A 24,818-nucleotide genomic window follows, 5' to 3' on the forward strand; every position below is an offset into this window, starting at 1 on the left:
GCTCGCGCCCACGATTGCGGTCCGGAGCGTTCGCTCCGGACCGCAATCGTTGCCCCGCGCAGCGCGAGTCCCCGACGTGGCAGGCGTCAAAAGAACGCCAACAACGCCATCCCTCTAATGCGACCCACCCAAGTAAGCCGCCACAACAGCCGGATCATGCTTCAACTTATCCGCACTCCCATGCACCGAGATCCGCCCGTTCTCCAACACATACCCATAATCCGCCACATTCAATGCAGCAGCAGCAAACTGCTCCACCAGCAGCATCGTCACCCCTTCATCCTTGAGCCGCGCAATGATCCGGAACACTTCTTCCACCAGGATCGGCGCCAGCCCCATTGAAGGCTCGTCCAGCAACACCAGTTCCGGATTCAGCATCACCGCTCTAGCCATGGCCAGCATCTGCTGTTCGCCGCCCGACAAGGTGCCGGCCAGCTGATCGCGCCGTTCCTTCAGGCGCGGAAACAGATCCATGGCCCGGCCCAGGTCGGACTGCACGTCGCCCTTGGGACGGCTGCCTGTCAGGCGCGGGAAAGCGCCCAGCAGCAGGTTGTCGGTGACCGACAGCGTTGGAAATACTCGCCGGCCCTCGGGCGAATGCGCCAGGCCCAGCCGCGCGATGCGGTGAGACTCCAGGCCGTCGATGCGCTTGCCGCTCAGCGTGACCTCGCCCGCGGTGGGGCGGATCATGCCGGACAGCGCCCGCATCGTGGTGGTCTTGCCGGCGCCGTTGGAGCCGATCAGCGTCACTACCTTGGCCTTAGGCACTTCCATGCTGATGCCGTGCAGCACCTTCACCTTGCCGTAGCCCGCTTCCAGATTCTTGATCGATAGCATCTTGTTGTCCCCTTGGCGTCAGGCGGGCGCGCCGCCCAGATACGCCTCGATGACCTTGGCGTTGCTTTGCACTTCGTTGGGCAGGCCCTCGGCGATCTTCTGGCCGAAGTCCAGCACCGACACGGTGTCGCACACCCCCATCACCACGTCCATGTGGTGTTCGATGAGGATCAGCGTGATGCCGTGGTCGCGCACCTTGCGGATGATGGCCAGCAGTTCGACGATGTCGGGCGCGGTCAGGCCGGCCGCGGGTTCGTCCAGCAGCAGGAGTTGCGGATCCAGGGCCAGCGCGCGGGCGATTTCCAGCAGGCGTTGCTTGCCGTAGGGCAGGTTGCGCGCTTCCTCGCTGGCCAGGGACTCCAGGCCCACGAATTCCAGCAGCGCCATGGCGCGGGCGCGGGCGCCCTGTTCCTCGCCTTTCCACTTGGACGTGCGCAGCGCGATGCCGGCCAGCCCAGTGGTGAAGGTGTGGTGCAGGCCGACCAGCACGTTTTCCAGCGCGGTCATTTCGCCGAAGAGCTGCACGTTCTGGAAGGTGCGCGCAATGCCGGTTTCAGCGATGTCGGCCGGCGTCATGCCGACCAGCGACTTGCCCGAGAATTCCACGGCGCCGGAAGTCGGCACGTAGATGCCCGTCAGCACGTTCATCATGGTGCTCTTGCCGGAGCCGTTGGGACCGATCAGGCCATGGATGGTGCCGCGCTTGACGGTCAGGTCGACCTGGTTCAGCGCCTTCAGGCCGCCGAACTGCATCAGCACGCCCTTGGCTGCCAGCAGCGTGTCGCCCTTGCCCTTGGCCGCATCGGGCACGGCGTCCTGGGCTTTCACCAAGTCCGACTTGACCGAGAGCGCGGCGCGGCGATTGGAGAAGAACAGGTTGCGCACGAAGCCCACGATGCCGTCGGGCAGGTAGTACACGACGAACAGGATCATGGCGCCGAAGATCGTCAGGCGCCAGTCGGTGACCGCTTCCAGCCAGTACGAGAACACCGCCAGCAGGATGGTGCCGACGACCGGCACGACGACGCGGCGCGGTTCGGTGCGGCCCTTGGATATTGCGATGGCGCTGCCGACGGTGACCAGGATGGCCACGGCCAGCGCGATCAGCCTGAAGGTCGAGATGTCATCCAGCATCTTGGGCAGCAGCACGATGATGGACGCGCCCAGCAGCGCGCCCGTGCGGCTCTTGCGCCCGCCCATGATGATGGCCAGCAGGAACAGGATGGTCAGTTCGAAGTTGTAGGTGTTGGGCGAGATGTACTGTTCGGAATACGAGTACAGCGCGCCGGCCAGGCCGGCGAAGCCGGCGCTGATGACGAAGGCGAACACCTTGTGCCGGTAGACCGACACGCCCATGCAGTCGGACGCGATGGGGCTGTCCCGCAGGGCCTCGAACGAGCGGCCCAGGTGCGACTTCAGGATGCGGTGCACCACGATCAGCGACAGCACCAGCAGCGCCGCGACCAGCCAGAAGTACTCGCTCTTGGTCAGCACATGTCCGGCGATGGCGGGCTTGGAGATCTTGATGCCCAGGGGGCCTTCGGTGAGGAAGGTCATCTCGTTGATCAGGATCTGGATGATGGTGCCAAACGCCAGCGTCACCATGGCCAGGTACGGCCCCGTGACGCGCAGCGCCGGCAGCGCCAGCACCGCGCCGAAGGCGGCCGCGATCAGGATGGCCGCGGGCAGGATCACCCAGATGGGCATCTGCAGATGGAAGAACAGCACGCCCGCCACATACGAGCCGATGCCGAACAGGCCGGCGTGGCCCAGCGACACCTGGCCGGTATAGCCCACCACGATATCGAGCCCGAACAGCAGGATCGAATAGATCATGATGGTTTCGATGAGGTGCAGGTAGTACGTGTTGGTCACGCCCAGCGGCACGGCGGCCAGGCAGGCCACGGCCACGATGGATAGCAAAAGGTGCAAGGGTTTCATCGCTTACACCTTCTTGATCGCGGTCTTGCCGAACAGGCCGGCGGGCTTGAAGGTCAGTACGAGCAGCAGCAACACCAATCCCGGCACGTCTTTGTACCCCGTCGAAAGATAGAAACCGGTGGTCGTTTCGGCGATCCCCAGGATCAGCCCGCCCACCACCACGCCCATGCCGCTGGACAGGCCGCCGATGATGGCGACCGCGAAGGCTTTGAGGCCCAGCACCGCGCCCATGGTGGCGCCGGTCAGGGTCAGGGGCGCGACCAGCACGCCCGCGAACGCGGCAGTCAGCGAGGACAGCGCGTAGGAAAAGGTGATCACCATGCCCGTGTTGATCCCCATCAGGCCAGCGGCGTCGCGGTCGTTGGACGTGGCGACGAAGGCCTTGCCGTAGATGGATTTGCGGTTGAAGACTTCCACCAGCAGCATCATCGCCAGGGCGCCGAACACCACCAGCAGCTCCATGGGCAGCACGTTGGCGCCCAGCACCTGGATGGGCGCTTCCGGCAGCGGCGAGGGGAAGCGCAGGTCGTCGCGGCCCCAGATGTTCTCGGCGACGTTCTTGAAGATGATGCCCAGCGCGATGGTGGCCATGATCCAGCCGAACTCCGAGCGGGTCTTGATGGCGGGCCTGACGCCCACGCGCTCGACCAGCGCGCCTTGCGCGAATCCGAAGATGCAGACGATGGGTATCATCACCCAGTAGTTCACGCCCAGGCCGACCAGTGTCAGGCCGACCAGTGCGCCCAGCATCAGGGCTTCGCCCTGGCCGAAGTTCAGGGTGCCCGACGTGGCGAACGTGAGCTGGTATCCGAACGCGATGACGGCATAGATCATGCCCAGCGCGATACCGCTATAGATGAGCTGTAGAAGAATCATGGTGTGTGTCGTGTAGCGCTGTGGTTCCGTCCCAACCCCCTTGGGCAGAACGCGGTTTTCAGGCGGCGGCAAGCCCGCGCCCTGGGCGACAGGGCGCGGCTGGCGGCGGCCGGGCAGCCGCCGCCGGGATGCGCTGCGGGACCTTAGTTGGCCTTGACGACGCGGCCGCCCTTGACCTCGCCGATGACCACTTCCTTGACGGTGATCGCGTCGTGGTTGTCTGCGCTGAAGGGCTTGTTGTAGGTCATGACCACGCCCTCGACGGGCGTCTGCAGGTTTTCGAGGGCCTCGCGGACCTTCGGGCCGTCGGTGGAGTTGGCCTGCTTGAAGGCCGCGGCCAGCAGATAGATGGAGTCATAGCCCTGGGCGGCCGACACCGGGGAATCGATGCGGTTGTTCTTGGGCTTGAACTTGGCCAGGTAGGCGTCGATGAAGGCCTTGCGCTTGGGCGTGTCCGGGTCCTGGATGAAGGTCTGCGGCATGCGCGCGCCTTCGCCGTTGGCGCCGGAGTTGTCGATGTAGTTGGCCATGGACAGGGTCCAGCTGCCGATGATCGGCACCTTCCAGCCCAGCTTGGTCATGCCGTTGGCGACCTGGGCCAGTTCGGGGCCGATGCCGTAGGTCAGCACGGCTTCGGCGCCGGCGGCCTTGGCCTTCAGCAGCTGGGCCGTCATGTCGACGTCCTTGATGTTGAACTTCTCCACGGCCACGGGCTTGATGCCCTTGGCGTCCAGGGCCTTTTCCAGGTCCTCGCGGCCGAGCTGGCCGTAGTTGGTGGAGTCGGCCAGGATCGCGACCTTCTTGAAGCCGCGGCGGGTCACCGCCTCTTCGACGATCATCGGGGCCTGGATGCTGTCATGCGCCGCGTTGCGGAACACGTAGTTGTTCGGGTATTCCGGCGCCTTGAACTGGTGCGTGATCACGCTGCCCGTGGCCACGTTGTTGAACACGGGGATCTTGGCGTCCTGGTAGAAGCGCTGGGAGGCCAGGGCCACGCCCGTGTTGATGTAGCCGACGGTGGCGGCGACCTGTTCCTTGTTGATCAGCTCTTGGGCGATCTGTACGCCGCGCTCGTTCTTGGCTTCGTCGTCGCGTTCGACGGCGACCAGCTGGCGTCCCATGACGCCGCCGTTCTTGTTGATTTCTTCAATGGCCAGGCGCACGCCGTCGCGCATGCTGACGCCCATGGAGGACGAGCCGCCGGTGTAGGGGCCGGCCACGCCGATCTTGATGGGGTCGGCGGCGTGGGACGCGGCCGTTGCGGCAAGTGCAAGGGTTCCTGCTAGCAGCTTCAAACGAAAATCCATTGATGTCTCCGTTGTAATTGGTAGAACTGCGTGGAAAACCGTGTGCCGGCGCCAGACGGCGAAAATCGTTGCTGCGGCGCTCTCCTGTGTGGCGTGTCGTGACTGTCTGCCTAATCACTTACGCGAAACTGACCCGGCGGGGTTTTTCCGCGTAAATACCTAGTACGGACGCACGAGGGTTCCTGTCATGCGCCATGGCGCTGCCTGCTGTGGGGAAGGGAATGGAAGGCGGCGTGCCGTGGCGGGCATGGGCGGGACATTGCATTGGCGGCATCCTAGCCAGCGCGGCGGCGGGCTGCGCGGAATTTCATTCCGCCCCGGCCTGGAAATTTATTCCTTACCGGCCCGCAGGCCTTGCGGCCATTGAGAAACCTGTTTGCACACGTCATCCAGCCATAGGGAAAACGCTTGGACCGCTCTGCCCGGCGGGCGCGAGGTTTCGGTGCACAGGTAATACTGGCATTCGCCGGGAATTTCGATGTCCAGGACGCGCACCAGCTTGCCCTCGTCCAGCCATTCGGCCGCCAGCGCGCGCCGCGTGAGCGCCAGGCCCTGGCCGGCGCGCGCGGCTGCCAACATGATGCCCAGGTCCACCAGCCACACCCCGCGCGCGGGCTCGGGCCAGTCCAGCCCGGCGGCGGCCAGCCAGGGCCGCCACGGTTCCATCGGGCAGCGCAGCAGTTGCGCCCGGGCCAGGTCGGCGGGCCGCTCGAAGGGGCCGTGCCGGTCGCGGTATTCGGGCGCGCAGACCGCGAACACCGGATCCGCCGTCAACTGGTGCGCGTTCAGGCCGGGATATTTGCCGCTGCCGAAGCGCACCCAGACGTCGGCATTGGGCGGCATGATGTCCAGGTAGGGGATGGACAGCATGATTTCCAGCTCCACCTCGGGATGCGCGGCGGTGAAGCCGGGCAGGGCGGGGATCAGCACCTGGCGGGCGAACGTGGGGGTGGAGACGACGCGCAGCGGTTCGAGCTTGGGTTCGCCGCGCTTGTGCAGGGAGGCGTCGGACAGCAGGTCCAGCGCGGTGCGGACCTGGTCCAGGTACTCGCGTCCGGCCGAGCTCAGCGTGGCGCCGCGGCTGCTGCGGATGAAGAGTGTGACGTCCAGCATGGCCTCGAGCGCGGCGATGCGCTTGCCGATGGCGCTGGCAGTGACGAAGAGTTCCTCGCTGGCGCGTTCGAAGGAGCCCAGGCGGGCGGCTGCCTCGAAGGCCTGGATGGCTGCCAGGGGGGGCAGGCGCACATCTTTGGAAGGGCTGGGACCGCGCATGATCGTCTGGCGGGCCGGTGTTGCGCCCGACGAAAGATTGGCTACCGGGCGATTATAAGGACGGCGGCGCCAGCCCTGCGCCGTAGCGCCGGAGCACCTGGGAGATTTCCACGCGATAGCCGTCCAGCCAGCGCGCTTGTGCGGCCTTGGCCTGCTGGTGCGCAGGGTGGCGGATGAGTTGTTCCAACGCTTCCAGCGATTCCCAGTAGTAGACGTTGGAGATCAGGCCGCGCGCGGCGTCTGCCCAGCTCTCTTCGCCCAGATAGCCCGGAATGGCGCGCGCGGCAGCGGCGATGGCTTGATCCAGGCGGTGAAAATCATCGTCGAACTGCTTGGTGGCGAAGATGAAGGTGGAGCTGTACATGTGGGACTCCGGACGCGGCGGGTGCGGCAAGCAGGAAAACCGGCCGCCGGGAGGTCCGGGCGGCCGATCGGGGGAACTGCTGGAAACGTAGCTTAAACGCGTCTACACGCCCTTCAGCGCCAGGCTGACCGCCAGCGCGGCCATGACCACGGCGATGATGCCGTCCAGCACGCGCCAGGCCGACGCGCTGGCGAAGAACGGGGCGAACAGGCGGGAGCCGATGCCGAGCACGGCGAGCCACAGCAGGCTGGCGGTGAAGGCGCCGGCGGCGAATGCCATGCGCGCTTCCTCGAAGCCGTGCGCCAGCGAGCCGACCACCACCATGTCGAGCCAGAAGTGCGGATTCAGCAACGAAAAGCCCAGCGCGCCCAGCATGGCGGCGCGGCGCGATGGCACCACGTCGCGGGCGGCGGCCAGGCCGCCGGTGGCGGTCCAGGCGCGGCGCGCAGATTGCAGTGCGTACCAGGACAGGAAGGCCACGCCGAACCACAGCACGGCGGTTGTCAGCCAGGGGAACCAGGCGGTGAGCGCCTGCAGGCCGGACACGCTGGCGAAGATGAAGACGGCGTCTATCAGCGCGCAGATGGCGACCACGCTCAAGAGGTGGGCGCGCATCAGCCCCTGTCGCAGGATGAACGCGCTTTGCGCGCCCACGACAGCGAAGAGGCCCAGCCCGGTGGCCGTACCGCTGGCCCAGGCAGTGAAGAAGAGGGGGGATGACAACGTGGCGAACATGACCTGCACCTGTGCTGCTACGCCTGTGGCGGCGTTTGGATGACAACGCGGGGCGCTATCGGCGCTCCGGTAATAAGGCATTTTCGCTTGCGGTGAATATGAAATAAAGCTAATTTTCCTTCACTATCTTAAGTAAATCTAATCTCATGAAAATCGATCACGGCAACCTGCGCGCCCTGGCCGCGGTGGTGCGGGAAGGCAGTTTCGAGCGGGCGGCGCTGTCGCTGAGCGTCACGCCATCCGCGGTGTCGCAACGGATCAAGGCGCTGGAGGACCGCATGGGCCGCCTGCTGGTCCAGCGCACCGTGCCGGCGGTAGCCACGGCGGACGGGCAGGTGCTGGTGCGGCTGGCCGAGCAGACGGCGTTGCTGGAGCATGACGCGCTCGACCGCCTGGGCGTGGCGGACGACGATGTGCCGTATGCCAGCATCCCCGTCGCGGTCAATCATGACAGCCTGGAGACCTGGTTCGTCGACGCGGCGGTGCAGTTCTCCGCGCGCACCCGCGCCACGCTGGACATGCAGTCCGAAGACCAGGACCACACCGCGGCGCTGCTGCGCAACGGTTCGGTGCTGGGCGCGGTGACCGCCCTGGCCGAGCCGGTCCAGGGCTGCCGCATCCATGCGCTGGGCAGCATGCGCTACGTGGCCACCTGCACGCCGGAATTCCACAAGCGCTACTTTTCGCTGGGCGTCAACGCCCAGACGCTGGCGCAGGCGCCGGTGCTGGTGTTCAACCGCAAGGACGCGCTGCAGGCGCGCTTCGCGCACAAGATCGCCGATCCCGCACCCTGGCAGCCGCCGGTCTGGTGGGTGCCGTCGACACGCGCGTTCGTGCAGGCCACGCTGGGCGGCCTGGGCTGGACCATGAATCCGCTGCCCTTGGTGCAGGAACACCTTGATGCAGGTCAGCTGATGCTGCTTCGAGGCCGCGCCTGGGAGGATGTACCGCTGTATTGGCAGCATTGGCGGGTAAACTCCGAAGCGATGGAAGCCCTGACGGATTCGGTCCTGTCAGCTGCCCGCAGCCTGGTCAGGCGGCGTTAACCCACTAGGAGAACAACCCATGAACATCCGCAAGTTCGCTGTCATTGCCGCACTGGGCCTGTGCACGGCCGGCTCGGCCTGGGCGAAGGACTACAAGGTTGGCCAGATCGAGGTCGACGACCTCTGGGTGCGTGCGTCGGCGCCTGGCCAGTCCAATGGCGCGGGGTATATGGACATCGATAACGACGCCAAGGCTGCTGACCGCCTGCTGTCGGTGTCGTCCGACGCGGCCGAGCGAGTCGAGCTGCACACGGTGCAGACGGAGAACGGAGTCTCGAAGATGCGTCAGGTGGAAGGCGGCATCGCGTTGCCGGCGGACACCGAGGTCAAGCTCAGCCCGGGCGGCTACCACGTCATGTTCATCAAGCTGAAGGCCCCGTTCGCCGAAGGCGGCACGGTCCCGGCCACGCTGAAGTTCGAAAAAGCCGGCGAAGTCGCCGTGCAATTCAAGGTCAAGCCGGCCTCGCACAACCCCGGCATGAACCACGGCAGCATGAACCACGGCACGATGAAGCATTAAGCGCGAGGCGCCGCCCGCGCCTGACGGCGCGGGTGTAGTCGCATGAAAGACTAAGCCGGCCCAGGGGCCGGCTCAGGCAGATCCTCGCTATTGGGGCAGGTCCGTCGTCAGACCAGAGGCAGACCCGCCCGCATCAAGCCGGTCTCCCCCAATCGGGGCCGCGCGGAGCCGGGCTCCGCCGGTCCGCTGCGGCGCCCCCCTGGGGGGGAAGCGCGCAGCGCTTCGGGGGGGGGATTAATACAAGCCTTGCTGACGCATCGCGTCAGCCACCTTCACGAAGCCGGCAATGTTGGCGCCATCCAGGTAGTTCACGTATTCGCGCTCGCTATGGCCGTGGCGCACGCAGTTCTCGTGGATGTCGCGCATGATGGCGTGCAGGCGCGCGTCGACTTCCTCGCGCGTCCAGGACAGGCGGGCCGAATTCTGGGCCATTTCCAGGCCGGACACGGCCACGCCGCCGGCGTTGCTGGCCTTGCCCGGGGCGTACAGCACGCGGGCGGCGATGAAGGCCTTGGCGGCTTCCAGCGTGGCCGGCATGTTGGCGCCTTCGGCGACGCACAGCACGCCGTTCTTGATCAGCGTTTGCGCATCGGCCAATTCCAGTTCGTTCTGGGTGGCGCAGGGCAGGGCCACGTCCACCGGCACGTGCCACGGACGCTTGCCGGACTCATAGGTCAGGCCGAATTGGCGGGCATAGGTGTCCAGGCGGCCGCGCAAGTCGTTCTTGATGTGCATCAGCGCCACCAGCTTCTCGTGCGTGAAGCCGGCTTCGTCCACCACGGTGCCGTTGGAGTCGGAAACGGTCACCACCTTGGCGCCGAGCGCCATGGCTTTTTCGATTGCGTACTGGGCGACGTTGCCCGAGCCCGACACGGACACGCGCAGGCCGTCGAAGGACTTGCCCACGCGCTTGAGCATTTCTTCAGCGAAGTACACGGTGCCGTAGCCGGTGGCTTCGGGGCGGATCAGGCTGCCGCCGAAGGTCAGGCCCTTGCCGGTGAACACGCTGGCGGTGGAGTTGGACAGCTTTTTCATCATGCCGGCCATGAAGCCGACTTCGCGCGCGCCCACGCCGATGTCGCCGGCCGGCACGTCAGTGTCCGGACCCAGGTGGCGGTACAGCTCGATCATCAGAGCCTGGCAGAAGCGCATGACTTCGGCGTCGGACTTGCCCTTGGGATCGAAGTCGGAGCCGCCCTTGCCGCCGCCCATGGGCAGCGTGGTGAGCGAGTTCTTCAGGGTCTGCTCGAAGGCCAGGAACTTCAGGATGGACAGGTTCACCGAGGGGTGAAAGCGCATGCCGCCCTTGAAGGGGCCGATGGCCGAGCTGTGCTGGATGCGGAAAGCGCGGTTGACCTGGGCCTGGCCGCGGTCATCGGTCCAGCACACGCGGAACTGGATCACGCGTTCCGGTTCCACCAGACGCTCGAGTACAGCATGCTCGGCGTAGTGGGGGTGCTTCTCGATGAAAGGCCAGAGACTCAGCATCACCTCCTGGACGGCTTGCATGAACTCAGGCTGCTGCGGGTCGCGCGCGGCGACGCCACGCAGGAAGTCGTCCAGACTCTGCACTTTCAACATGATCTCCTTGGGGGTGCTTCGAATAGGTGCGGACTGCGCCGGATTGGGGCGCGAAAATTCTTTTTGGTGCACGGCTGCACCTGTATGGTGCGGGAATTGTAGGGGCAAAATGTTGCCCTGCGCAAAGCCGAAAAATAGTGCCATCACCTTGATATCAAAGCACTTTTTCTTTTATTTTAATAGGGACGTATTGATGGCTGGATTTGGGTGGATGACGCGTTCATGAGGGGGATTTGAGCAGAAATGCTTGAATTCCCTAGGGAAATAAATATGTCCCCGTTTATTTTCACCAAGAAGTATTGCGCCCTTGCGACTTCCGCAGAGGAAAGGACCGCTGGTCTGAGGCATGTTTGGGCTGGCACGAAGGGTGTTGCCTGCTTAATGCGTCCCCGTTATTTATTTGAGCGAAATCATTCCCCGGGGGCAGGATTACAACTGCGCGGCAGCCAGCCCCGCGCCCAAGGCCATCAAGACCGCTCCCACCACCCGATCGGCCGCAAGCTGATGATCCAGCAGCAGCCGCCGCAGGAAAGGCGAGGACACCGACCACGCCACCACGCCGAACCAGATCCAGTGCGCCAGCGACATGAACAGGCCATAGCCGAACTGCCACGACAGCGGCGTGCCGGGCGACACGACCTGGGTATAGGTGCTGACCACGAACAGCGTGGTCTTGGGATTGAGCGCGTTGGTCAGAAAGCCGCTGTATAGCGCCTGCCAACCCGAGATCGGCGGGCGGGCCGACAAGTCGCGGCTGACCTGGGTGCGGTTGAAGAAAGTCTTCCAGCCCATGTAGACCAGGTAGCAGGCGCCCGCGAGTTTGATGCCCTGCAGCACGGGCTGCGCGTAATGCGCCAGCAGGCTGACACCGAACATCGTATAGAACACGTGCACCTGCACGCCCAGCGCGATGCCCAGCGCGCAGATCAGGCCGGTGCGGCGGCCGAACAGATAACTGTTGCGCGTGACCATGGCGAAGTCCGGCCCGGGGCTGATGACGGCAAGAATGGTGATGAGGGCGACGGCGATCAGTTCGGTCATGGCAATAGGGCGGCAGGTTGCGAAATGGAGCCGGCATTGTGGGACGCTGGCGCGCGCCGGAAAAACGATTTCTAATGCCGCTTATCCGTGAGAAAAAATCACCTTTCGCCATGAAACTGCCACCGCTCAATACGTTGCGGGTGTTCGATGCCGCGGCCCGTCATCAGGCTTTCGGCAAGGCGGCCGAAGCGTTGCACGTGACGCATGGCGCCGTCAGCCGGCAGATCCGGCTGCTCGAGGATGCGCTGGGCGTGGCGCTGTTCGAGCGCCGCAATCGAGCTGTTTTCCTGACCGATGCCGGCAGGCAGCTGTTCGAGGTGACGAGCGCGCTGTTCGAGCAGCTGACAACTGGCCTGGCCAAGCTGCGCCAGCCGGCGGCGGACGCGCCGCTGGTGCTGTCCTGCGAGCCCACCATCGCCATGATGTGGTTGATCCCGCGGCTGCCGGACTTCCAGCACGCCCATCCCGGCGTGCAGGTGCATCTGTACGCTGCGGGCGGACCGGTCGATTTCGGCGCCCAGGGTGTGGACGTAGCCCTGCGCCGCAATGACTTCGATTGGGACCCGGCCCTGTATGCCGAGCATGTCTGCGAGGAGTGGACGGGACCGGTGTGCCGGCCGGGATTGGCCGGCGCCGCGGACGCGGATCCGGCTGAAGCGGATTGGGGCGGGGCGCCAGCGCTCAGCAGCGCGACGCGTCCGCTAGCCTGGCGGCAATGGTCGCGGGCAGCGGGCATGAAACCCCCGCGCCGGACCGGGCCGGCCTACGAGCATTTCTATCTGAGTTTGCAGGCCGCCGCCGCCGGTTTGGGGGTGGCGATAGGTTCGGCGCTGATGGCGTGCGACGCCTTGCGCGACCGCCGGCTGCAGGCGCCTTGCGGCTTTGCCCGTGACGGTTCGGCCTATGTACTGCTGTCGCCGCGGTCTTGTTCAGAAGATCCGCGGGCGGCAGCGTTTCTGGAATGGTTGCGCCGGGAAGCCGCCGCAACGCTAGGGGAAGCGGCGGGTCAGAGCGTGGCGTCGTAGTCGATCGTCAGGGGAGCGTGGTCCGAGAAACGCTCGTCCTTGTAGATGGCCACATTGCGGGCGCGGGCGGCGATGCCCGGCGTGGCGATCTGGTAGTCGATGCGCCACCCCACGTTCTTGGCCCAGGCCTGGCCGCGGTTGCTCCACCAGGTGTATTGGTCCGGGCGGTCATCGATGGTGCGGAACACGTCGACGAAGCCGCGCTTGTCGAACACGTCGGTCAGCCAGGCGCGCTCTTGGGGCAGGAAGCCCGAGTTCTTCATGTTGCCCTTCCAGTTCTTCAGGTCGATTTCCTTGTGCGCGATGTTCCAGTCGCCGCAGATGATGAACTCGCGGCCGGTGGTCTTGTGTTCGTGCATCAGGGCGTCGATCCAGGGGCCGAAGCGGTCCAGGAAGCGGTACTTGGCCTGCTGGCGCTCGTCGCCGCTGGAGCCCGAGGGCAGGTAGGCGCTGATGACCGACAGGTTCTTCCAGTCAGCGCGGATGATGCGGCCTTCGGGATCGAATTCCTCGCATTCCAGGCCGGCGTTCACCCGCTCGGCCGCGTCGCGCAGATAGATGCCCACGCCGCTATAGCCCTTCTTCACGGCATGGTGGAAGTGGCCGGTATAGCCGGGCGGGTGGCGCAGGTCGTCGGTCAGGTCTTCGTCGGATATCTTGATTTCCTGAAGGCACAGCACGTCGGCGGCGTGCTTTTCCATCCAGGGTTGCAGGCCCTTGCGGAAGGCGGACCGGATACCGTTGAGATTGATCGACGTGATGCGCAGCAAAGCGAAACTCCTGTTGAGCGGCCGCCAGGGCCGGGGCAATGGCAGCAATTTAACCGACTCCGCGCCGCCGCCCGGGAATAGCCCCGACAGCGGATAAAATGCTGGCGTTTGCCATCTACCGGACCTTTACGCATGCCCGCCGCCCAATCTTCCGTCACCGCCCTGGATTTCGTCCGCTTCGCCCTGAACGAGGGCGTGCTGCGTTTCGGCAGCTTCAAGGTCAAATCGGGTCGGATCAGTCCCTATTTCTTCAATGCGGGCCTGTTCAATAGCGGACGCTCGGTCGGCAAGCTGGCGCAGTTCTACGCCCAGGCGCTGCTGGATTCGGGCGTGGAATTCGACATGCTGTTCGGTCCGGCCTACAAGGGCATCCCGCTGTCCACGGCTACCGCCGTGGCGCTGGCCGGCCACCCGGACATGAAGGGCGGCGACGTGCCTTTCGCGTACAACCGCAAGGAAGCCAAGGACCACGGCGAGGGCGGCACCCTGGTCGGCGCGCCGCTCAAGGGCAAAGTCGTCATCATTGACGACGTGATCACCGCGGGCACCTCGGTGCGCGAATCGGTCGAGATCATCCGCGCGGCCGGTGCCGAGCCTGCCGCCGTGCTGATCGCCATGGACCGCATGGAACGCGCGGGTCCGGACGACGCGCTGTCGGCGCATTCTGCCGTGCAGGACGTGGCCAAGACTTACGGCATGCCGGTGGTGTCGATTGCGTCGCTGGCGGACATTCTGGCCTTGCTGCAGGATGATGCGTCGTTCGCCGAACACCGTGAGGCGGTGTTGGCTTATCGGACGAAGTACGGGGTGAAGTAAACCTCGTCCTTGGCGAGTAGAAAGGGGCGGCCAGGTGCTGCCCTTTTTTTAACCGTAGCTTGCCGCTGGCTCGGCGACGCCGTGGGGTTGGCCAAAGACGGCAACACCGCTCGCCCGGGCGGCATCCGCCAGCTTGCGATCAAAGGTGGCCAGATAGCCGTTGGTTCTTTGGGCCAGTTCGAGATAGCTGGCATCGTAGACGGTCAAGCCGTGCGTTCGAGCCAGCAGATAGCTGCGGGCCACGCTGGAAGATGGGGCGGCCGGATCCGGAAGTATGGGCAGGCGTTCGAGTAGCTGTCTGAACGAGAACAGCTGACCCGCCGACGCCCGTTGGCTACGTTCGGCGCGCAACATGCCGTTCGCGACTTCCGTGTGCCAGATGAGGGGCACCGTGTTTTCAGATTCGTGGGCCGTTTCCAGCAGATGCCGGGCCATCAGCGCTTCGTGGGCGTCCGCGCGGTCGACCAGCCACGCCAGCGCAAGCGAGGCGTCCGGTATCAAGTGGATCGGATTCATTCCCGGCCCTCTTCGACCCAGGAACGGATGACTTCGTGGGGGACGGCCGGTGCTGGCTTGAAGCTTTTCATTGCCTCAAGCGCATCATGGGCATCCAGCGACGTGCTGGGTAGGACCGGGGTCAACCTGGCGCAGAACACGCCGTCCAGTGAAATGATGAAATGCTGGCCTTCGCGGACCGCCTGCAGGTGGTCGGAAAAGCTGTGCAGTAGTTCGCTGGTGCTGATTTCCAGGTAGTTCATGTCCAAGCCTCCGGGCAAAAGTCGACCGGATCATTCTTGGATAAACGAAGGGCCACGGCAATATGCCGCGGCCCTTCGTTTCGTCTGATACGTCAGGAATGCGCCCGTTGCCGGGGCGTCCTGCGCGGTCAGCTATCCAGCTTCTGCTTCAACAGATCATTCACCTGCTGCGGATTCGCCTTGCCGCGGGCGGCCTTCATGATCTGGCCCACCAGCGAATTGAACGCCTTCTGCTTGCCGGCCCGGTACTCTTCCACGATGGCCGGGTTGGCGGCCAGCACCTCGTCGATCATGGCGCCGATGGCGCCGGTGTCGCTGATCTGCTTGAGCCCGCGCGCCTCGATGATGGCGTCAGGCTGACCGCCGTTCTCGCCGGCCCACATGGCGCCGAAGACTTCGCGGGCGATCTTGTTGGAGATGGTGCCGTCGATGATGCGGCCGATCAGGGCGGCCAGCGCCGGCGCCTGGACCGGAGAGTCGGCGATGCTCTTTTCGTCCTTGTTCAGGGCGGCGGAGACTTCGCCCATGACCCAGTTGGCGGCCAGCTTGGCCTGGCCGGCCGGCAGCGCGTTCGCCACCGCCTGGAAGTAGGCGGCCAGGTCGCGGCTGACGGTCAGCTGGGCGGCGTCGTAGGCGGGCAGGCCGTACTCGGATTCGAAACGGGCGCGCTGGGCGGCCGGCAGTTCGGGCATGGCGGCGCGGACCTCGTCGACCCAGGCGCTGGAGATCACCAGCGTGGGCAGGTCGGGGTCGGGGAAGTAGCGGTAGTCGTGCGCGTCTTCCTTGCTGCGCATGCTGCGCGTTTCGTCGCGGTCGGCATCGTACAGACGGGTTTCCTGGACCACCGTGCCGCCATCCTCGATCAGCTCGATCTGGCGCCGCGCTTCATAGACGATGGCGCGTTCCAGGAAGCGGAACGAGTTGACGTTCTTGATCTCGGTGCGGGTGCCGAATTCCTTCTGGCCCACGGGACGCACGGACACGTTGGCGTCGCAGCGGAACGAACCTTCCTGCATGTTGCCGTCGCAAATGCCCAGCCACACGACCAGGCTGTGCAGGGCGCGGGCGTAGGCCACGGCCTCGGCGGCCGAGCGCATTTCGGGTTCCGTCACGATTTCCAGGAGCGGCGTGCCGGCGCGGTTCAGGTCGATGCCGCTGCCGGGGGCGCCGTTGGCCAGGCTGAAGTCGTCGTGCAGGGACTTGCCCGCGTCTTCTTCCAGGTGGGCGCGCGTCAGATTGACGGTTTTCTCTTCCTCGCCGACGAAGAAGGACAGCGAGCCGCCCACCACCACCGGCAGCTCGTATTGGCTGATCTGGTAGCCCTTGGGCAGGTCGGGGTAGAAGTAGTTCTTGCGCGCGAACACCGAGCGCGGCGCGATGGTGGCGCCCACGGCCAGACCGAAGCGGATGGCGCGTTCGGCGGCGCCGCGGTTCATGGCCGGCAGGCTGCCCGGCAGCGCCAGGTCGACCACGTTGGCGTGGGTGTTGGGCGCGGCGCCGAATTCGGTGCTGCTACCCGAAAAAATCTTGGAGTCCGTGGAAAGCTGGGTGTGCGTTTCCAGGCCGATGACGATTTCCCAGTTCATGTTCTCAGCCTTGCTGGACCGGGGCACGCGTGTGCCAGTCCGTCACTTGTTGGTAGCGGTCGGCGATGGCCAGCAGGCGGCCTTCGTCGAAATAGTTGCCGATGATCTGGAGACCCACCGGGCGCTGGTTGCCAGCGCCACCGAAGCCGCAGGGGATCGACATCGCAGGCAGGCCGGCCAGGCTCACGCCCAGCGTGTAGACGTCGGCCAGCCAGTCGGCCGTGGGATCGTCGCGGTTGTCGCCGATGTTCTTGGCCACCGTGGGCGTCACCGGCCCCATGATCACGTCGCATTGGTCGGCGTAGGCGCGCTGGAAGTCTTGCGCGATCATGCGGCGCAGGCGCTGCGCCTGCAGGTAGTAGGCGTCGTAGTAGCCGTGGGACAGCACGTAGGTGCCGATCAGGATGCGGCGCTTGACCTCGTCGCCGAAGCCTTCGGCGCGCGAGCGGCTGATCATTTCGTTCAGGTCGCCGTACTGGGCGGCGCGGTGGCCGTAGCGCACGCCGTCGTAGCGCGCGAGGTTGCTGGACGCTTCGGCGGGGGCGATGACGTAGTAGGCGGGAATGGCGAGTTCGGTGCGCGGCAGCGACACCGGCACGCGCACGGCGCCCAGGGCTTCGAACTGGACCAGCGCGGCCTCGACCGCGGCGGCCACGTCGGGCGCCAGGCCGGCGCCGAAGTACTCGGCGGGCACGCCGATGCGCAGGCCTTTCAACGGTTGGCTGCCGGCGGCGTCGAAACGGCCCTGGGCCGCCTCGAAGTCGCGCCGGACGCGGCCGGGCGCGTTGGCGGCGGCGTCGCATTTTTCCAGGCTGGTGGCGTCGCGCGGATCGAAGCCGCTGATGACGTCCAGCAGTTCGAGCAGGTCCCGGGCGCTTTCGGCCAGCGGGCCGGCCTGGTCCAGGCTGGAGCCGAAGGCCACCATGCCAAAGCGGGATACGGTGCCGTAGGTGGGCTTGATGCCGCTGACGCCGCACAGGGCGGCGGGCTGGCGCACCGAGCCGCCGGTGTCGGTGCCGGTGGCGGCCGCCACCAGGCGGGCGGCCACGGCGGCGGCCGAGCCGCCCGAGGAGCCGCCGGGCACGGCAGCGTGGTCCCAGGGGTTCTTGACCGCGCCGTAGGCGGAGTTCTCGTTGCCGGAACCCATGGCGAATTCGTCGCAGTTCAGCTTGCCGAGCGACACGGCTCCCGCTTCGCCCAGGCGTTCGACGACGGTGGCGTCGAACGGGCTGACGTAGCCTTCGAGCATCTTGCTGCCGGCGGTGGTGCGCCAGCCGCGGGTGACGAAGGCGTCCTTGTGGGCGATCGGGATGCCCGCCAGCGGGCCGGCCGAGCCGGACGCCAGCGCGGCGTCGGCGGCGCGGGCCTGGGCCAGCGTCAATTCGGCGTCAATATGTAAAAAGCAATTCAGGCCGCTGGCCGCTTCGGCGGCCGCCAGGCCGCTTTGGGCGAGCTCGACGGCGCTGATCTGGCGTTGCGCAAGGGCCGCGCGCAGGGCGGCGATCCCCTTGAATTGGGTGTGCAGAGCGGGTTTCGTCATGACTTAATCCAGGACCTTGGGAACCAGGAACAGGCCTTCCTGGGCGTCGGGGGCGTTGGCCAGCAGCTCCTCGCGGCGGGCCTCCGAGCTGGGTTCGGTCACGACATCTTCACGCAGACGCAGCACGATGTCCTCATGGGCGGACAGCGGGTGAGCCAGCGGTTCGACCCCCTGGGTATCGACGGACTGGAGCCGTTCGATCAGGTGGAGGATGCCGTTGAGTTCGGCCTGCGCGACGGTGCGCTGGTCGGGGGTCAGTTCGATTCTGGCCAGCCGGGCAATGCGGGCCACATCTGTGTCATTGAGCGCCATGGGGGATTGCAAATCGATAAGCGAAGGCCGAGGGGCGGGACAGGGCAGTATGCATATGCCGAACCCGTTACAAAGCTTGAATAGCCTGCATTTATGCGCTATTTCCGGGGAAATTATAAGTTATGATTCACGGTTTAATCGCCGTGATGACAGGCGGACCCGTTGTTTTACGGGCCCTACGCCCCGCGGCATGTACCTCATTCCCCCCAGAATTTAGCTGAGCTCCCATGTTCGGATTCCTGCGCAGTTATTTTTCCAGCGATATGGCGATCGACCTCGGTACCGCCAACACGCTGATCTACGTCCGCGGCAAGGGCATCGTGCTCGATGAACCGTCCGTGGTCGCAATCCGTCATGAAGGCGGTCCCCACGGCAAGAAGATCATTCAAGCCGTCGGCCATGAAGCCAAGCAGATGCTTGGCCGCGTTCCCGGCAATATAGAAGCCATCCGGCCCATGAAGGACGGCGTCATCGCCGACTTCACGGTCACCGAGCAGATGCTCAAGCAGTTCATCCGCATGGTGCACCCCCGCAACATGCTGGCGCCCAGCCCGCGCATCATCGTTTGCGTGCCCTGCGGCTCCACCCAGGTCGAACGCCGCGCCATCCGTGAATCGGCCCTGGGCGCGGGCGCGTCCCACGTCTTCCTGATCGAAGAACCCATGGCCGCGGCCATCGGCGCCGGCCTGGCCGTGTCCGACGCCAGCGGCTCCATGGTGGTCGACATCGGCGGCGGCACCACGGAAGTGGCGGTCATCTCGCTGGGAGGCATGGTCTACAAGGGCTCCGTGCGCGTGGGCGGCGACAAGTTCGACGAAGCCATCGTCAACTACATCCGCCGCAACTACGGCATGCTGATCGGCGAACCCACCGCCGAACTGATCAAGAAGGAAATCGGCTCGGCGTTCCCGGGATCCGAAGTCCGCGAGATCGAGGTCAAGGGCCGCAACCTGGCCGAAGGCGTGCCGCGCAGCTTCACGGTCTCGTCCAACGAGATCCTGGAATCGCTGACCGACCCGCTGAACCAGATCGTCTCGGCCGTGAAGATCGCGCTGGAACAGACCCCGCCCGAACTGGGCGCCGATATCACCGACAAGGGCATCGCCCTGACCGGCGGCGGCGCGCTGCTGCGCGACCTGGACCGCCTGCTGCAGGAAGAGACCGGCCTGCCCGTCGTGGTCGCGGACGATCCGCTGACCTGCGTCGTGCGCGGTTGCGGCGAGGCGCTGGAACACCTTGAGAAACTGGGCGCCATCTTCATCAACGACTAATTTTGCCCGCCAGCCCGGAGCCCCGCTTTTTCACGGCTCCGGCCGCTGCCGGAGCGACGGACGCGGGCGTCCGGGCTGATATTCATGCAACGACAAGGGACTCCTCCCCTATTCAGGCGCGGCCCACCTGCGGAGGTGCGGCTGGTCGTTCTGGTCGTCCTTGCGTTGGCCCTGATCGTCATGGATTCGCAATGGCGCATGCTGGAACCGGCGCGCCGCGCAATGTCCGTCGCGCTGTATCCCTTCCAACGCGCCGTCATGGCGCCGCGAGACCTCGTCCAGCAAGTGAACGAATGGGTCAACGCGGCCAATCTCATCCGTAGCGAAAACGAAGCCTTGCAGCGCCAGCGCATCGAGCTGGCCCAGGTGACCACGCATGGCGCCCAGCTGGCTGCCGAGAACTCGCAGTTGCGCCGGCTGCTCGGGGTGACCGATACCGTGGCGCAATCCGCGGTGGTGGTCGAGGTCATGTATGAACCCACCAACGCATTCACGCAGCGCCTGGTGTTCAACAAGGGCAGCAAGGCGGGGCTGGCCCCGGGCATGCCGGTGATCGACGAAGGCGGCGTGGTCGGGCAGATCGTGCGCGTCACGCCCATGACCGCCGAGGCGGCGCTGGTCACCGACGAACAGGTCTCCATCCCCGTGCAGCTGCTGCGCAACGGCCTGCGCCTGATTGCGTTCGGCGGCAACTCGCCCGGCAAGATGGAAGTTCGTTACCTTGCCGCCAACGCCGACATCAAGGAAGGCGATACCATCGTCACCAGCGGCGTCGGCGGGCTGTTCCCGGCAGGCCTGCCTGTGGCCAAGGTGACCTCGGTCGAACGCGACACCGCCTCCGGCTTCGCGCGCGCCGTATGCGAACCGCTGGCCCATCCCGAACGCTACCGCCACTTCCTGGTCTTGCAGGTCGATGTGGAGCGCGCCGAGTCCAACCGTCAGGAGGTCGATTCCGGTGGATCGGACTAATCAATCCTCGGGGCAGGCCGCGCGCCGCCTCGGCACCCCCAGCAACGTGCAGCCCGACCGGCTCTCCGGCCCGGCGCACGGCTTGTTCGTCTGGGCCACGGTGCTGGTGGCGTGGCTGGTGTCGCTGCTGCCCTGGCGCCTGTGGCAGGGCGCGCCCGACATCCTGCTGCTGATCATCGCCTTCTGGTGCGTGCATGAGCCGCGCCGCGTCGGCTTGTTCACCGCCTTCTTCTTTGGGCTGCTGATGGACGTGCACGACGCCGGCCTCTTGGGCGAGCACGCGCTGTCGTACACGCTGGTCGCCTACGGCGCGGTGGTGTTGCACCGCCGGCTGCAGCGCTTCGACCTCTGGAGCCAGGCCATGCACATGCTGCCTGTGTTCTTCATTGCCCGCTTCGTGACCCAGATCATCCATGCGTGGCTGGCCGGCAAATGGCCGGGTTGGGACTGGGGCATCAGCGTGCTCCTGACCACCGCCTTGTGGCCGCTGGCGGGCTGGGTTCTGCACTTGCCGCAGCGCGGTGTCGACGACGCTGAATCCTCCTCCGCCTGACGGCGGCGCCGCGTCATGTTCGAATTCAAGAAAACCGGCCAGCAGCAGAAGCAGCGTTTCCGCCTGCGCGCCTGGGTGGGCGGGCTGTTCGCGTTGGCCTGCTTCGGCGTGCTGATCGGCCGCTTCTGGTACCTGCAGGTCGACCGCTACGAGGGCCTGTCCGAGCGCGCCGACCGCAACCGCATCGCGGTCGTACCCATCCCGCCGCGACGCGGCGAGATCCTGGACCGCAACGGCGAGGTGCTGGCGCGCAACTACCGCACCTATACGCTGGAGGTCGTGCCGGCACAGGCAGGGAACCTCAGCGCGCTGTTCGAACGCCTGACCGAAGTCGTGTACATCAGCCCGGCCGACCAGCGCCGCTTCAAGCGCCGCGCCGCCGAGTCCAGCCGCTACGCCAGCCTGCAGCTGCGCAATAACCTCAACGAAACCGAAGCCGCCTGGTTCGCCGCGCATTCGTTCCAGTTCCCGGGCGTGGAGCTGCGCGCGCGCTGGGTGCGCGAGTATCCGCAGGGCGTGTCGGCGGCCCACGTGGTCGGCTACATCGGCCGCATCGCCGAAGGCGATATCGAAGAACTGGACCGCGCCGGCCAGCTGGGCAACTATCGCGGCACCGACGTCATCGGCAAGAAGGGCATCGAAAAGACCTGGGAGGAGCAGCTGCACGGCCGCACCGGCCTGGAAGAAGTCGAAGTCACCGCAGGCGGACGCCCCATGCGCACGCTGCGCCGGATCGACCCGGTGCCGGGCTCCGACATCATGCTGTCCATCGACCTGGGGCTGCAGAAGGTGGCCGAAGCCGCATTCGAGGGGCAGCGCGGGGCGCTGGTCGCCATCGACCCCGATACCGGCGAGGTACTGGCCTTTGTCTCGCAGCCTTCCTACGACCCGAACCTGTTCGTGGACGGCATCGACGTGGACAATTGGCGCATGCTGAACGAATCGCCGGACCATCCCCTCATCAACCGGCCGCTGTACGGCACCTATCCCATCGGTTCCACCTACAAGCCCTTTGTGGGCCTGGCCGCGCTGGAACTGGGCAAGCGCCGCGCCACCGATCGCATCTCCGACCCCGGCTATTACGAATTCGGCGGCCAGAAATTCCGCAACGCCGGCGGCGCGGCCTATGGCATGACCGACATGCACAAGGCGATCGTGGTGTCGTCCGACACCTATTTCTATTCGCTGGGTCCGGAAATCGGCGTGAACGCGCTGCATGATTTCGCCAAGCAGTTCGGCTTCGGCCAGATCACCGGCATCGACCTGGAAGGCGAAAAGCGCGGCGTGCTGCCTTCGACCGACTGGAAACGCTCGGCCTACAAGGACAAGGACCGCCAGCGCTGGTACGCGGGCGAAACGATTTCGGTGGCGGTGGGTCAGGGCTACAACGCATTCACGCTGTTGCAGCTGGCGCAGGGCACGTCCACCCTGGCCAACAACGGCCTGTACCGCCGCCCGCACCTGGTGCACGCGGTGCGCGATCCGCGCAGCGGCGTGGCCAAGGCCACCGAGTCCGCGCCCGACTACCGCATTCCCCTCAAGCAGGCCAATGTGGATGTGATCAAGAACGCCATGGCGGATGTGGTGCGCGCCGGTACGGCGCGGCGCGCGTTCGCCAATACAGCCTACCAGGCGGCCGGCAAGACCGGCACCGCGCAGGTGTTCAGCCTGCGCGGCGGCCATTACCGCGCCAGCGCCATCGACGAACGCCTGCGCGACCACGCCTTGTTCATGGGCTTTGCACCGCTTGAGCATCCGCGCATCGCGGTGGCGCTCATCGTCGAGAACGCCGGCTGGGGCGCGAGCGTCGCCGCTCCGGTCGCGCGCAAGGTGTTCGACTATTGGCTGGCCAAGGACCGTCAGGACAAGATCGTGCGGCCCGAGCGCGCCGACCCCCTGGCCTCGGTCGAGGAAATCGCTTCCGACGTGGTGCGCCGATAATGAAACGCCTGGGCCTTATCCTGCTACGTGTGTTCACGGCCTTCGATTGGCCGCTGCTGGCGATCCTGTTGATGTTCGCCGCGCTGGGCATGACGGTCATGCATTCCGCGGTGGGCGGCACGGACTGGCGCTTCGCCGAACAGTCGCGCAATTTCATCATCGCCTTCTTTGCCATGTGGACCATGGCCCTGATTCCGCCGAAGTGGCTGATGAAGCTGGCCTTGCCCTTCTACGTGGTGGGGGTGGTGCTGCTGCTGGGCGTGGAGTTCTTCGGCGAAACCAGCAAGGGCGCGACCCGCTGGCTGAACCTGGGCGTGACCCGCATCCAGCCTTCCGAGATGATGAAGATCGCCGTGCCCATGATGCTGGCCTGGTACTTCCAGCGCCACGAAGGCGCTGTTCGCATCCGCGACTTCCTGGCCGCCGCCGCCATGCTGGCCGCGCCTTTCGCCCTGATCGTGCTGCAGCCCGACCTGGGGACGGCGCTGCTGGTGTTTGGCGCCGGTTTCTTCGTGATCTATTTCGCTGGCCTGTCGTTCAAGCTGCTGGTGCCGGTCATGCTGGCGGGCATCATCGGCATAGGCACGCTGATCTACTACGAAGACCAGTTATGCGAGCCCGACGTGGACTGGGTGGTGCTGCACGACTACCAGAAGCACCGGGTGTGCACGCTGCTCAACCCCAGTTCCGATCCGCTGGGCAAGGGCTTCCATACGATCCAGTCGATGATCGCGGTGGGCTCGGGCGGGGTGTACGGCAAGGGCTACATGAAGGGCACGCAGACGCACCTGGACTTCATCCCCGAACGCACCACCGACTTCATCTTCGCGGTGTACGCGGAAGAATTCGGACTCTACGGCGGCATCGCCATGCTGGTGCTGTATGGGCTGATGATGGCGCGAGGACTGACGATCGCGTCACGGGCATCGTCGCAGTTCGGCAGGTTGCTGGTCGGGGCGCTGACGATGATGCTGTTCATCTATGTATTCGTGAACGTGGGGATGGTGACGGGGATTCTGCCTGTGGTGGGGGTGCCGTTGCCGTTCATGAGCTATGGGGGGACGGCTTTGTTCACCATGGGGATTGCGTTTGGGATCATGATGAGTGTTAGTCGGCATCGGTCGGTTAAGACTTGATCTTTTTGGCGGCTGCGCGTTCTTCGTAGGTCGCCCGTAGGCGCGGGCGGCGTGGCGGCTCGCGCCCACGATTGCGGTCCGGAGCGTTCGCTCCGGACTTCCCCATCCTCATCCTCGTCACCGCCTGCGGCGGTTCCTTCGGATTCCGTCGGGCGCATCGAGGTTGCGAGCCGCCACGCCGCCCACGCCTACGGGCTACGTACGTCTTGGGTCGCTGCGCTGCTAGATCCGTGATCGGTGACGAGTCTTGCGTTGCCCGTAGCTTACGGCCGCGCGGGCGGCCGTAAGCTACATACGTGGTTTTGGGCGTCGTGGCGATGGTCGCTTGCGCGTTTGCGGAGCGTGGTTTGCTAGTGGCCGCTCATCATTGGGGTGGGGCGGTGATGGGTGGTGCGCGGCAGGCAGCGGCTTGCGCTTGAGGATTTTCTCGCGCGCACCACCCATCCGGCACCGTGGCTTAGCGGTCGGTGATGATCAACGGCCTGGTGACGTTCGGTGATGAGCAGCACCCTTGAGGCGTTAACGCTGATGGGTGTCTCACACGCGCGCAGCGTCATCCTCAACCGTAAGACATCGCGGAAGCCTCGGAAGGCCGCCCGGGCGGCCGGCCCGAGGCGAGCC

At 65.6% G+C, this 24,818-nt stretch carries 24 protein-coding genes; 9 read left to right on the plus strand and 15 right to left on the minus strand.

All coding sequences use genetic code 11. From position 1 onward, the window contains the following. Window positions 1-114 precede the first annotated feature (114 nt). The 7 genes from AC1RHV_RS25110 to AC1RHV_RS25140 all read right to left on the minus strand — a co-directional run bounded on the left by AC1RHV_RS25110 (window position 115) and on the right by AC1RHV_RS25140 (window position 7,332). The gene (locus tag AC1RHV_RS25110) at window positions 115-837 is read right to left on the minus strand and encodes an ABC transporter ATP-binding protein (RefSeq protein WP_013396767.1); all 723 of its coding nucleotides are present in this window, start codon (window positions 835-837) and stop codon (window positions 115-117) included. 18 nt (window positions 838-855) lie between these two features. Next, on the minus strand, window positions 856-2,778 hold the full coding sequence (locus tag AC1RHV_RS25115) for a branched-chain amino acid ABC transporter ATP-binding protein/permease (RefSeq protein WP_119450178.1): 1,923 nt from the start codon (window positions 2,776-2,778) through the stop codon (window positions 856-858). Between the two features lie 3 nt (window positions 2,779-2,781). After that, a complete protein-coding gene (locus AC1RHV_RS25120) occupies window positions 2,782-3,654 on the minus strand; it encodes a branched-chain amino acid ABC transporter permease (protein ID WP_054456919.1) in 873 nt (290 codons plus the stop codon). A 143-nt stretch (window positions 3,655-3,797) separates the two neighbouring features. Further along, window positions 3,798-4,961 (minus strand): ABC transporter substrate-binding protein, encoded by a 1,164-nt coding sequence (locus tag AC1RHV_RS25125; RefSeq protein ID WP_054456918.1) that lies wholly within the window; start codon window positions 4,959-4,961, stop codon window positions 3,798-3,800. Between the two features lie 330 nt (window positions 4,962-5,291). Continuing rightward, a complete protein-coding gene (locus AC1RHV_RS25130; RefSeq protein WP_054456916.1) occupies window positions 5,292-6,233 on the minus strand; it encodes a LysR substrate-binding domain-containing protein in 942 nt (313 codons plus the stop codon). 52 nt (window positions 6,234-6,285) lie between these two features. Next, window positions 6,286-6,597: an antibiotic biosynthesis monooxygenase gene (locus tag AC1RHV_RS25135; protein ID WP_119450179.1), complete on the minus strand. Its 312-nt coding sequence runs from the start codon at window positions 6,595-6,597 to the stop codon at window positions 6,286-6,288. A gap of 102 nt (window positions 6,598-6,699) precedes the next feature. Further along, a complete protein-coding gene (locus tag AC1RHV_RS25140) occupies window positions 6,700-7,332 on the minus strand; it encodes a LysE/ArgO family amino acid transporter (RefSeq protein WP_054457287.1) in 633 nt (210 codons plus the stop codon). 146 nt (window positions 7,333-7,478) lie between these two features. On the opposite strand from AC1RHV_RS25140, the gene AC1RHV_RS25145 reads away from it, so the two are divergent. Together AC1RHV_RS25145 and AC1RHV_RS25150 are read left to right on the plus strand one after the other, a co-directional pair. After that, on the plus strand, window positions 7,479-8,378 hold the full coding sequence (locus tag AC1RHV_RS25145; RefSeq protein ID WP_125471798.1) for a LysR family transcriptional regulator ArgP: 900 nt from the start codon (window positions 7,479-7,481) through the stop codon (window positions 8,376-8,378). 19 nt (window positions 8,379-8,397) lie between these two features. Next, on the plus strand, window positions 8,398-8,898 hold the full coding sequence (locus AC1RHV_RS25150) for a copper chaperone PCu(A)C (protein ID WP_119450180.1): 501 nt from the start codon (window positions 8,398-8,400) through the stop codon (window positions 8,896-8,898). Window positions 8,899-9,132: 234 nt separating this feature from the next. Here the strand turns inward: AC1RHV_RS25150 and gdhA are convergent, their stop codons facing one another. Both gdhA and AC1RHV_RS25160 read right to left on the minus strand, forming a co-directional pair. Continuing rightward, window positions 9,133-10,479, minus strand: a complete 1,347-nt coding sequence (gene gdhA / locus AC1RHV_RS25155) for an NADP-specific glutamate dehydrogenase (protein ID WP_054456908.1) — start codon at window positions 10,477-10,479, stop codon at window positions 9,133-9,135. Between the two features lie 429 nt (window positions 10,480-10,908). Next, entirely contained in the window at window positions 10,909-11,520 is a 612-nt protein-coding gene (locus tag AC1RHV_RS25160) for a LysE family translocator (RefSeq protein WP_175181509.1), read from the minus strand. A gap of 110 nt (window positions 11,521-11,630) precedes the next feature. Between AC1RHV_RS25160 and AC1RHV_RS25165 the strand changes: the two genes are divergently transcribed. After that, a complete protein-coding gene (locus AC1RHV_RS25165; RefSeq protein WP_175213023.1) occupies window positions 11,631-12,545 on the plus strand; it encodes a LysR substrate-binding domain-containing protein in 915 nt (304 codons plus the stop codon). Here AC1RHV_RS25165 and AC1RHV_RS25170 read toward each other — a convergent pair. Next, complete coding sequence (locus AC1RHV_RS25170) at window positions 12,527-13,315, minus strand: exodeoxyribonuclease III (protein ID WP_492302213.1); 789 nt, start codon at window positions 13,313-13,315, stop codon at window positions 12,527-12,529. The two genes, AC1RHV_RS25165 and AC1RHV_RS25170, sit on opposite strands and share 19 nt — an antisense overlap. 132 nt (window positions 13,316-13,447) lie before the next feature. Here AC1RHV_RS25170 and pyrE point away from each other — a divergent pair, with 132 nt between their 5' ends. Continuing rightward, complete coding sequence (gene pyrE, locus AC1RHV_RS25175) at window positions 13,448-14,131, plus strand: orotate phosphoribosyltransferase (RefSeq protein ID WP_492302214.1); 684 nt, start codon at window positions 13,448-13,450, stop codon at window positions 14,129-14,131. Window positions 14,132-14,179: 48 nt separating this feature from the next. Here the strand turns inward: pyrE and AC1RHV_RS25180 are convergent, their stop codons facing one another. The 5 genes from AC1RHV_RS25180 to gatC all read right to left on the minus strand — a co-directional run bounded on the left by AC1RHV_RS25180 (window position 14,180) and on the right by gatC (window position 18,327). Further along, on the minus strand, window positions 14,180-14,647 hold the full coding sequence (locus tag AC1RHV_RS25180; protein WP_054456899.1) for a type II toxin-antitoxin system VapC family toxin: 468 nt from the start codon (window positions 14,645-14,647) through the stop codon (window positions 14,180-14,182). Then, window positions 14,644-14,889, minus strand: a complete 246-nt coding sequence (locus AC1RHV_RS25185; protein ID WP_054456897.1) for a type II toxin-antitoxin system Phd/YefM family antitoxin — start codon at window positions 14,887-14,889, stop codon at window positions 14,644-14,646. The genes AC1RHV_RS25180 and AC1RHV_RS25185 overlap by 4 nt, the downstream gene beginning before the upstream one ends. A gap of 128 nt (window positions 14,890-15,017) precedes the next feature. Continuing rightward, on the minus strand, window positions 15,018-16,475 hold the full coding sequence (gene gatB / locus AC1RHV_RS25190) for an Asp-tRNA(Asn)/Glu-tRNA(Gln) amidotransferase subunit GatB (RefSeq protein WP_492302215.1): 1,458 nt from the start codon (window positions 16,473-16,475) through the stop codon (window positions 15,018-15,020). A 4-nt stretch (window positions 16,476-16,479) separates the two neighbouring features. After that, entirely contained in the window at window positions 16,480-18,015 is a 1,536-nt protein-coding gene (gene gatA, locus AC1RHV_RS25195) for an Asp-tRNA(Asn)/Glu-tRNA(Gln) amidotransferase subunit GatA (protein WP_175162430.1), read from the minus strand. A 3-nt stretch (window positions 18,016-18,018) separates the two neighbouring features. Then, on the minus strand, window positions 18,019-18,327 hold the full coding sequence (gene gatC, locus AC1RHV_RS25200; protein WP_054456891.1) for an Asp-tRNA(Asn)/Glu-tRNA(Gln) amidotransferase subunit GatC: 309 nt from the start codon (window positions 18,325-18,327) through the stop codon (window positions 18,019-18,021). Window positions 18,328-18,554: 227 nt separating this feature from the next. On the opposite strand from gatC, the gene AC1RHV_RS25205 reads away from it, so the two are divergent. The 5 genes from AC1RHV_RS25205 to rodA all read left to right on the plus strand — a co-directional run bounded on the left by AC1RHV_RS25205 (window position 18,555) and on the right by rodA (window position 24,197). Further along, entirely contained in the window at window positions 18,555-19,598 is a 1,044-nt protein-coding gene (locus tag AC1RHV_RS25205) for a rod shape-determining protein (protein ID WP_006216320.1), read from the plus strand. A gap of 84 nt (window positions 19,599-19,682) precedes the next feature. Then, window positions 19,683-20,567: a rod shape-determining protein MreC gene (gene mreC, locus AC1RHV_RS25210; RefSeq protein WP_042796087.1), complete on the plus strand. Its 885-nt coding sequence runs from the start codon at window positions 19,683-19,685 to the stop codon at window positions 20,565-20,567. Then, entirely contained in the window at window positions 20,554-21,120 is a 567-nt protein-coding gene (gene mreD, locus AC1RHV_RS25215) for a rod shape-determining protein MreD (protein ID WP_054456889.1), read from the plus strand. The genes mreC and mreD overlap by 14 nt, the downstream gene beginning before the upstream one ends. A gap of 15 nt (window positions 21,121-21,135) precedes the next feature. Beyond that, window positions 21,136-23,061 (plus strand): penicillin-binding protein 2, encoded by a 1,926-nt coding sequence (mrdA, locus tag AC1RHV_RS25220; RefSeq protein WP_054456887.1) that lies wholly within the window; start codon window positions 21,136-21,138, stop codon window positions 23,059-23,061. Beyond that, on the plus strand, window positions 23,061-24,197 hold the full coding sequence (rodA, locus tag AC1RHV_RS25225; protein ID WP_054456885.1) for a rod shape-determining protein RodA: 1,137 nt from the start codon (window positions 23,061-23,063) through the stop codon (window positions 24,195-24,197). The genes mrdA and rodA overlap by 1 nt, the downstream gene beginning before the upstream one ends. Window positions 24,198-24,818 lie beyond the last annotated feature (621 nt).

It is taken from the genome of Achromobacter sp. GW823-FHT04E03 (genome assembly GCF_058796095.1).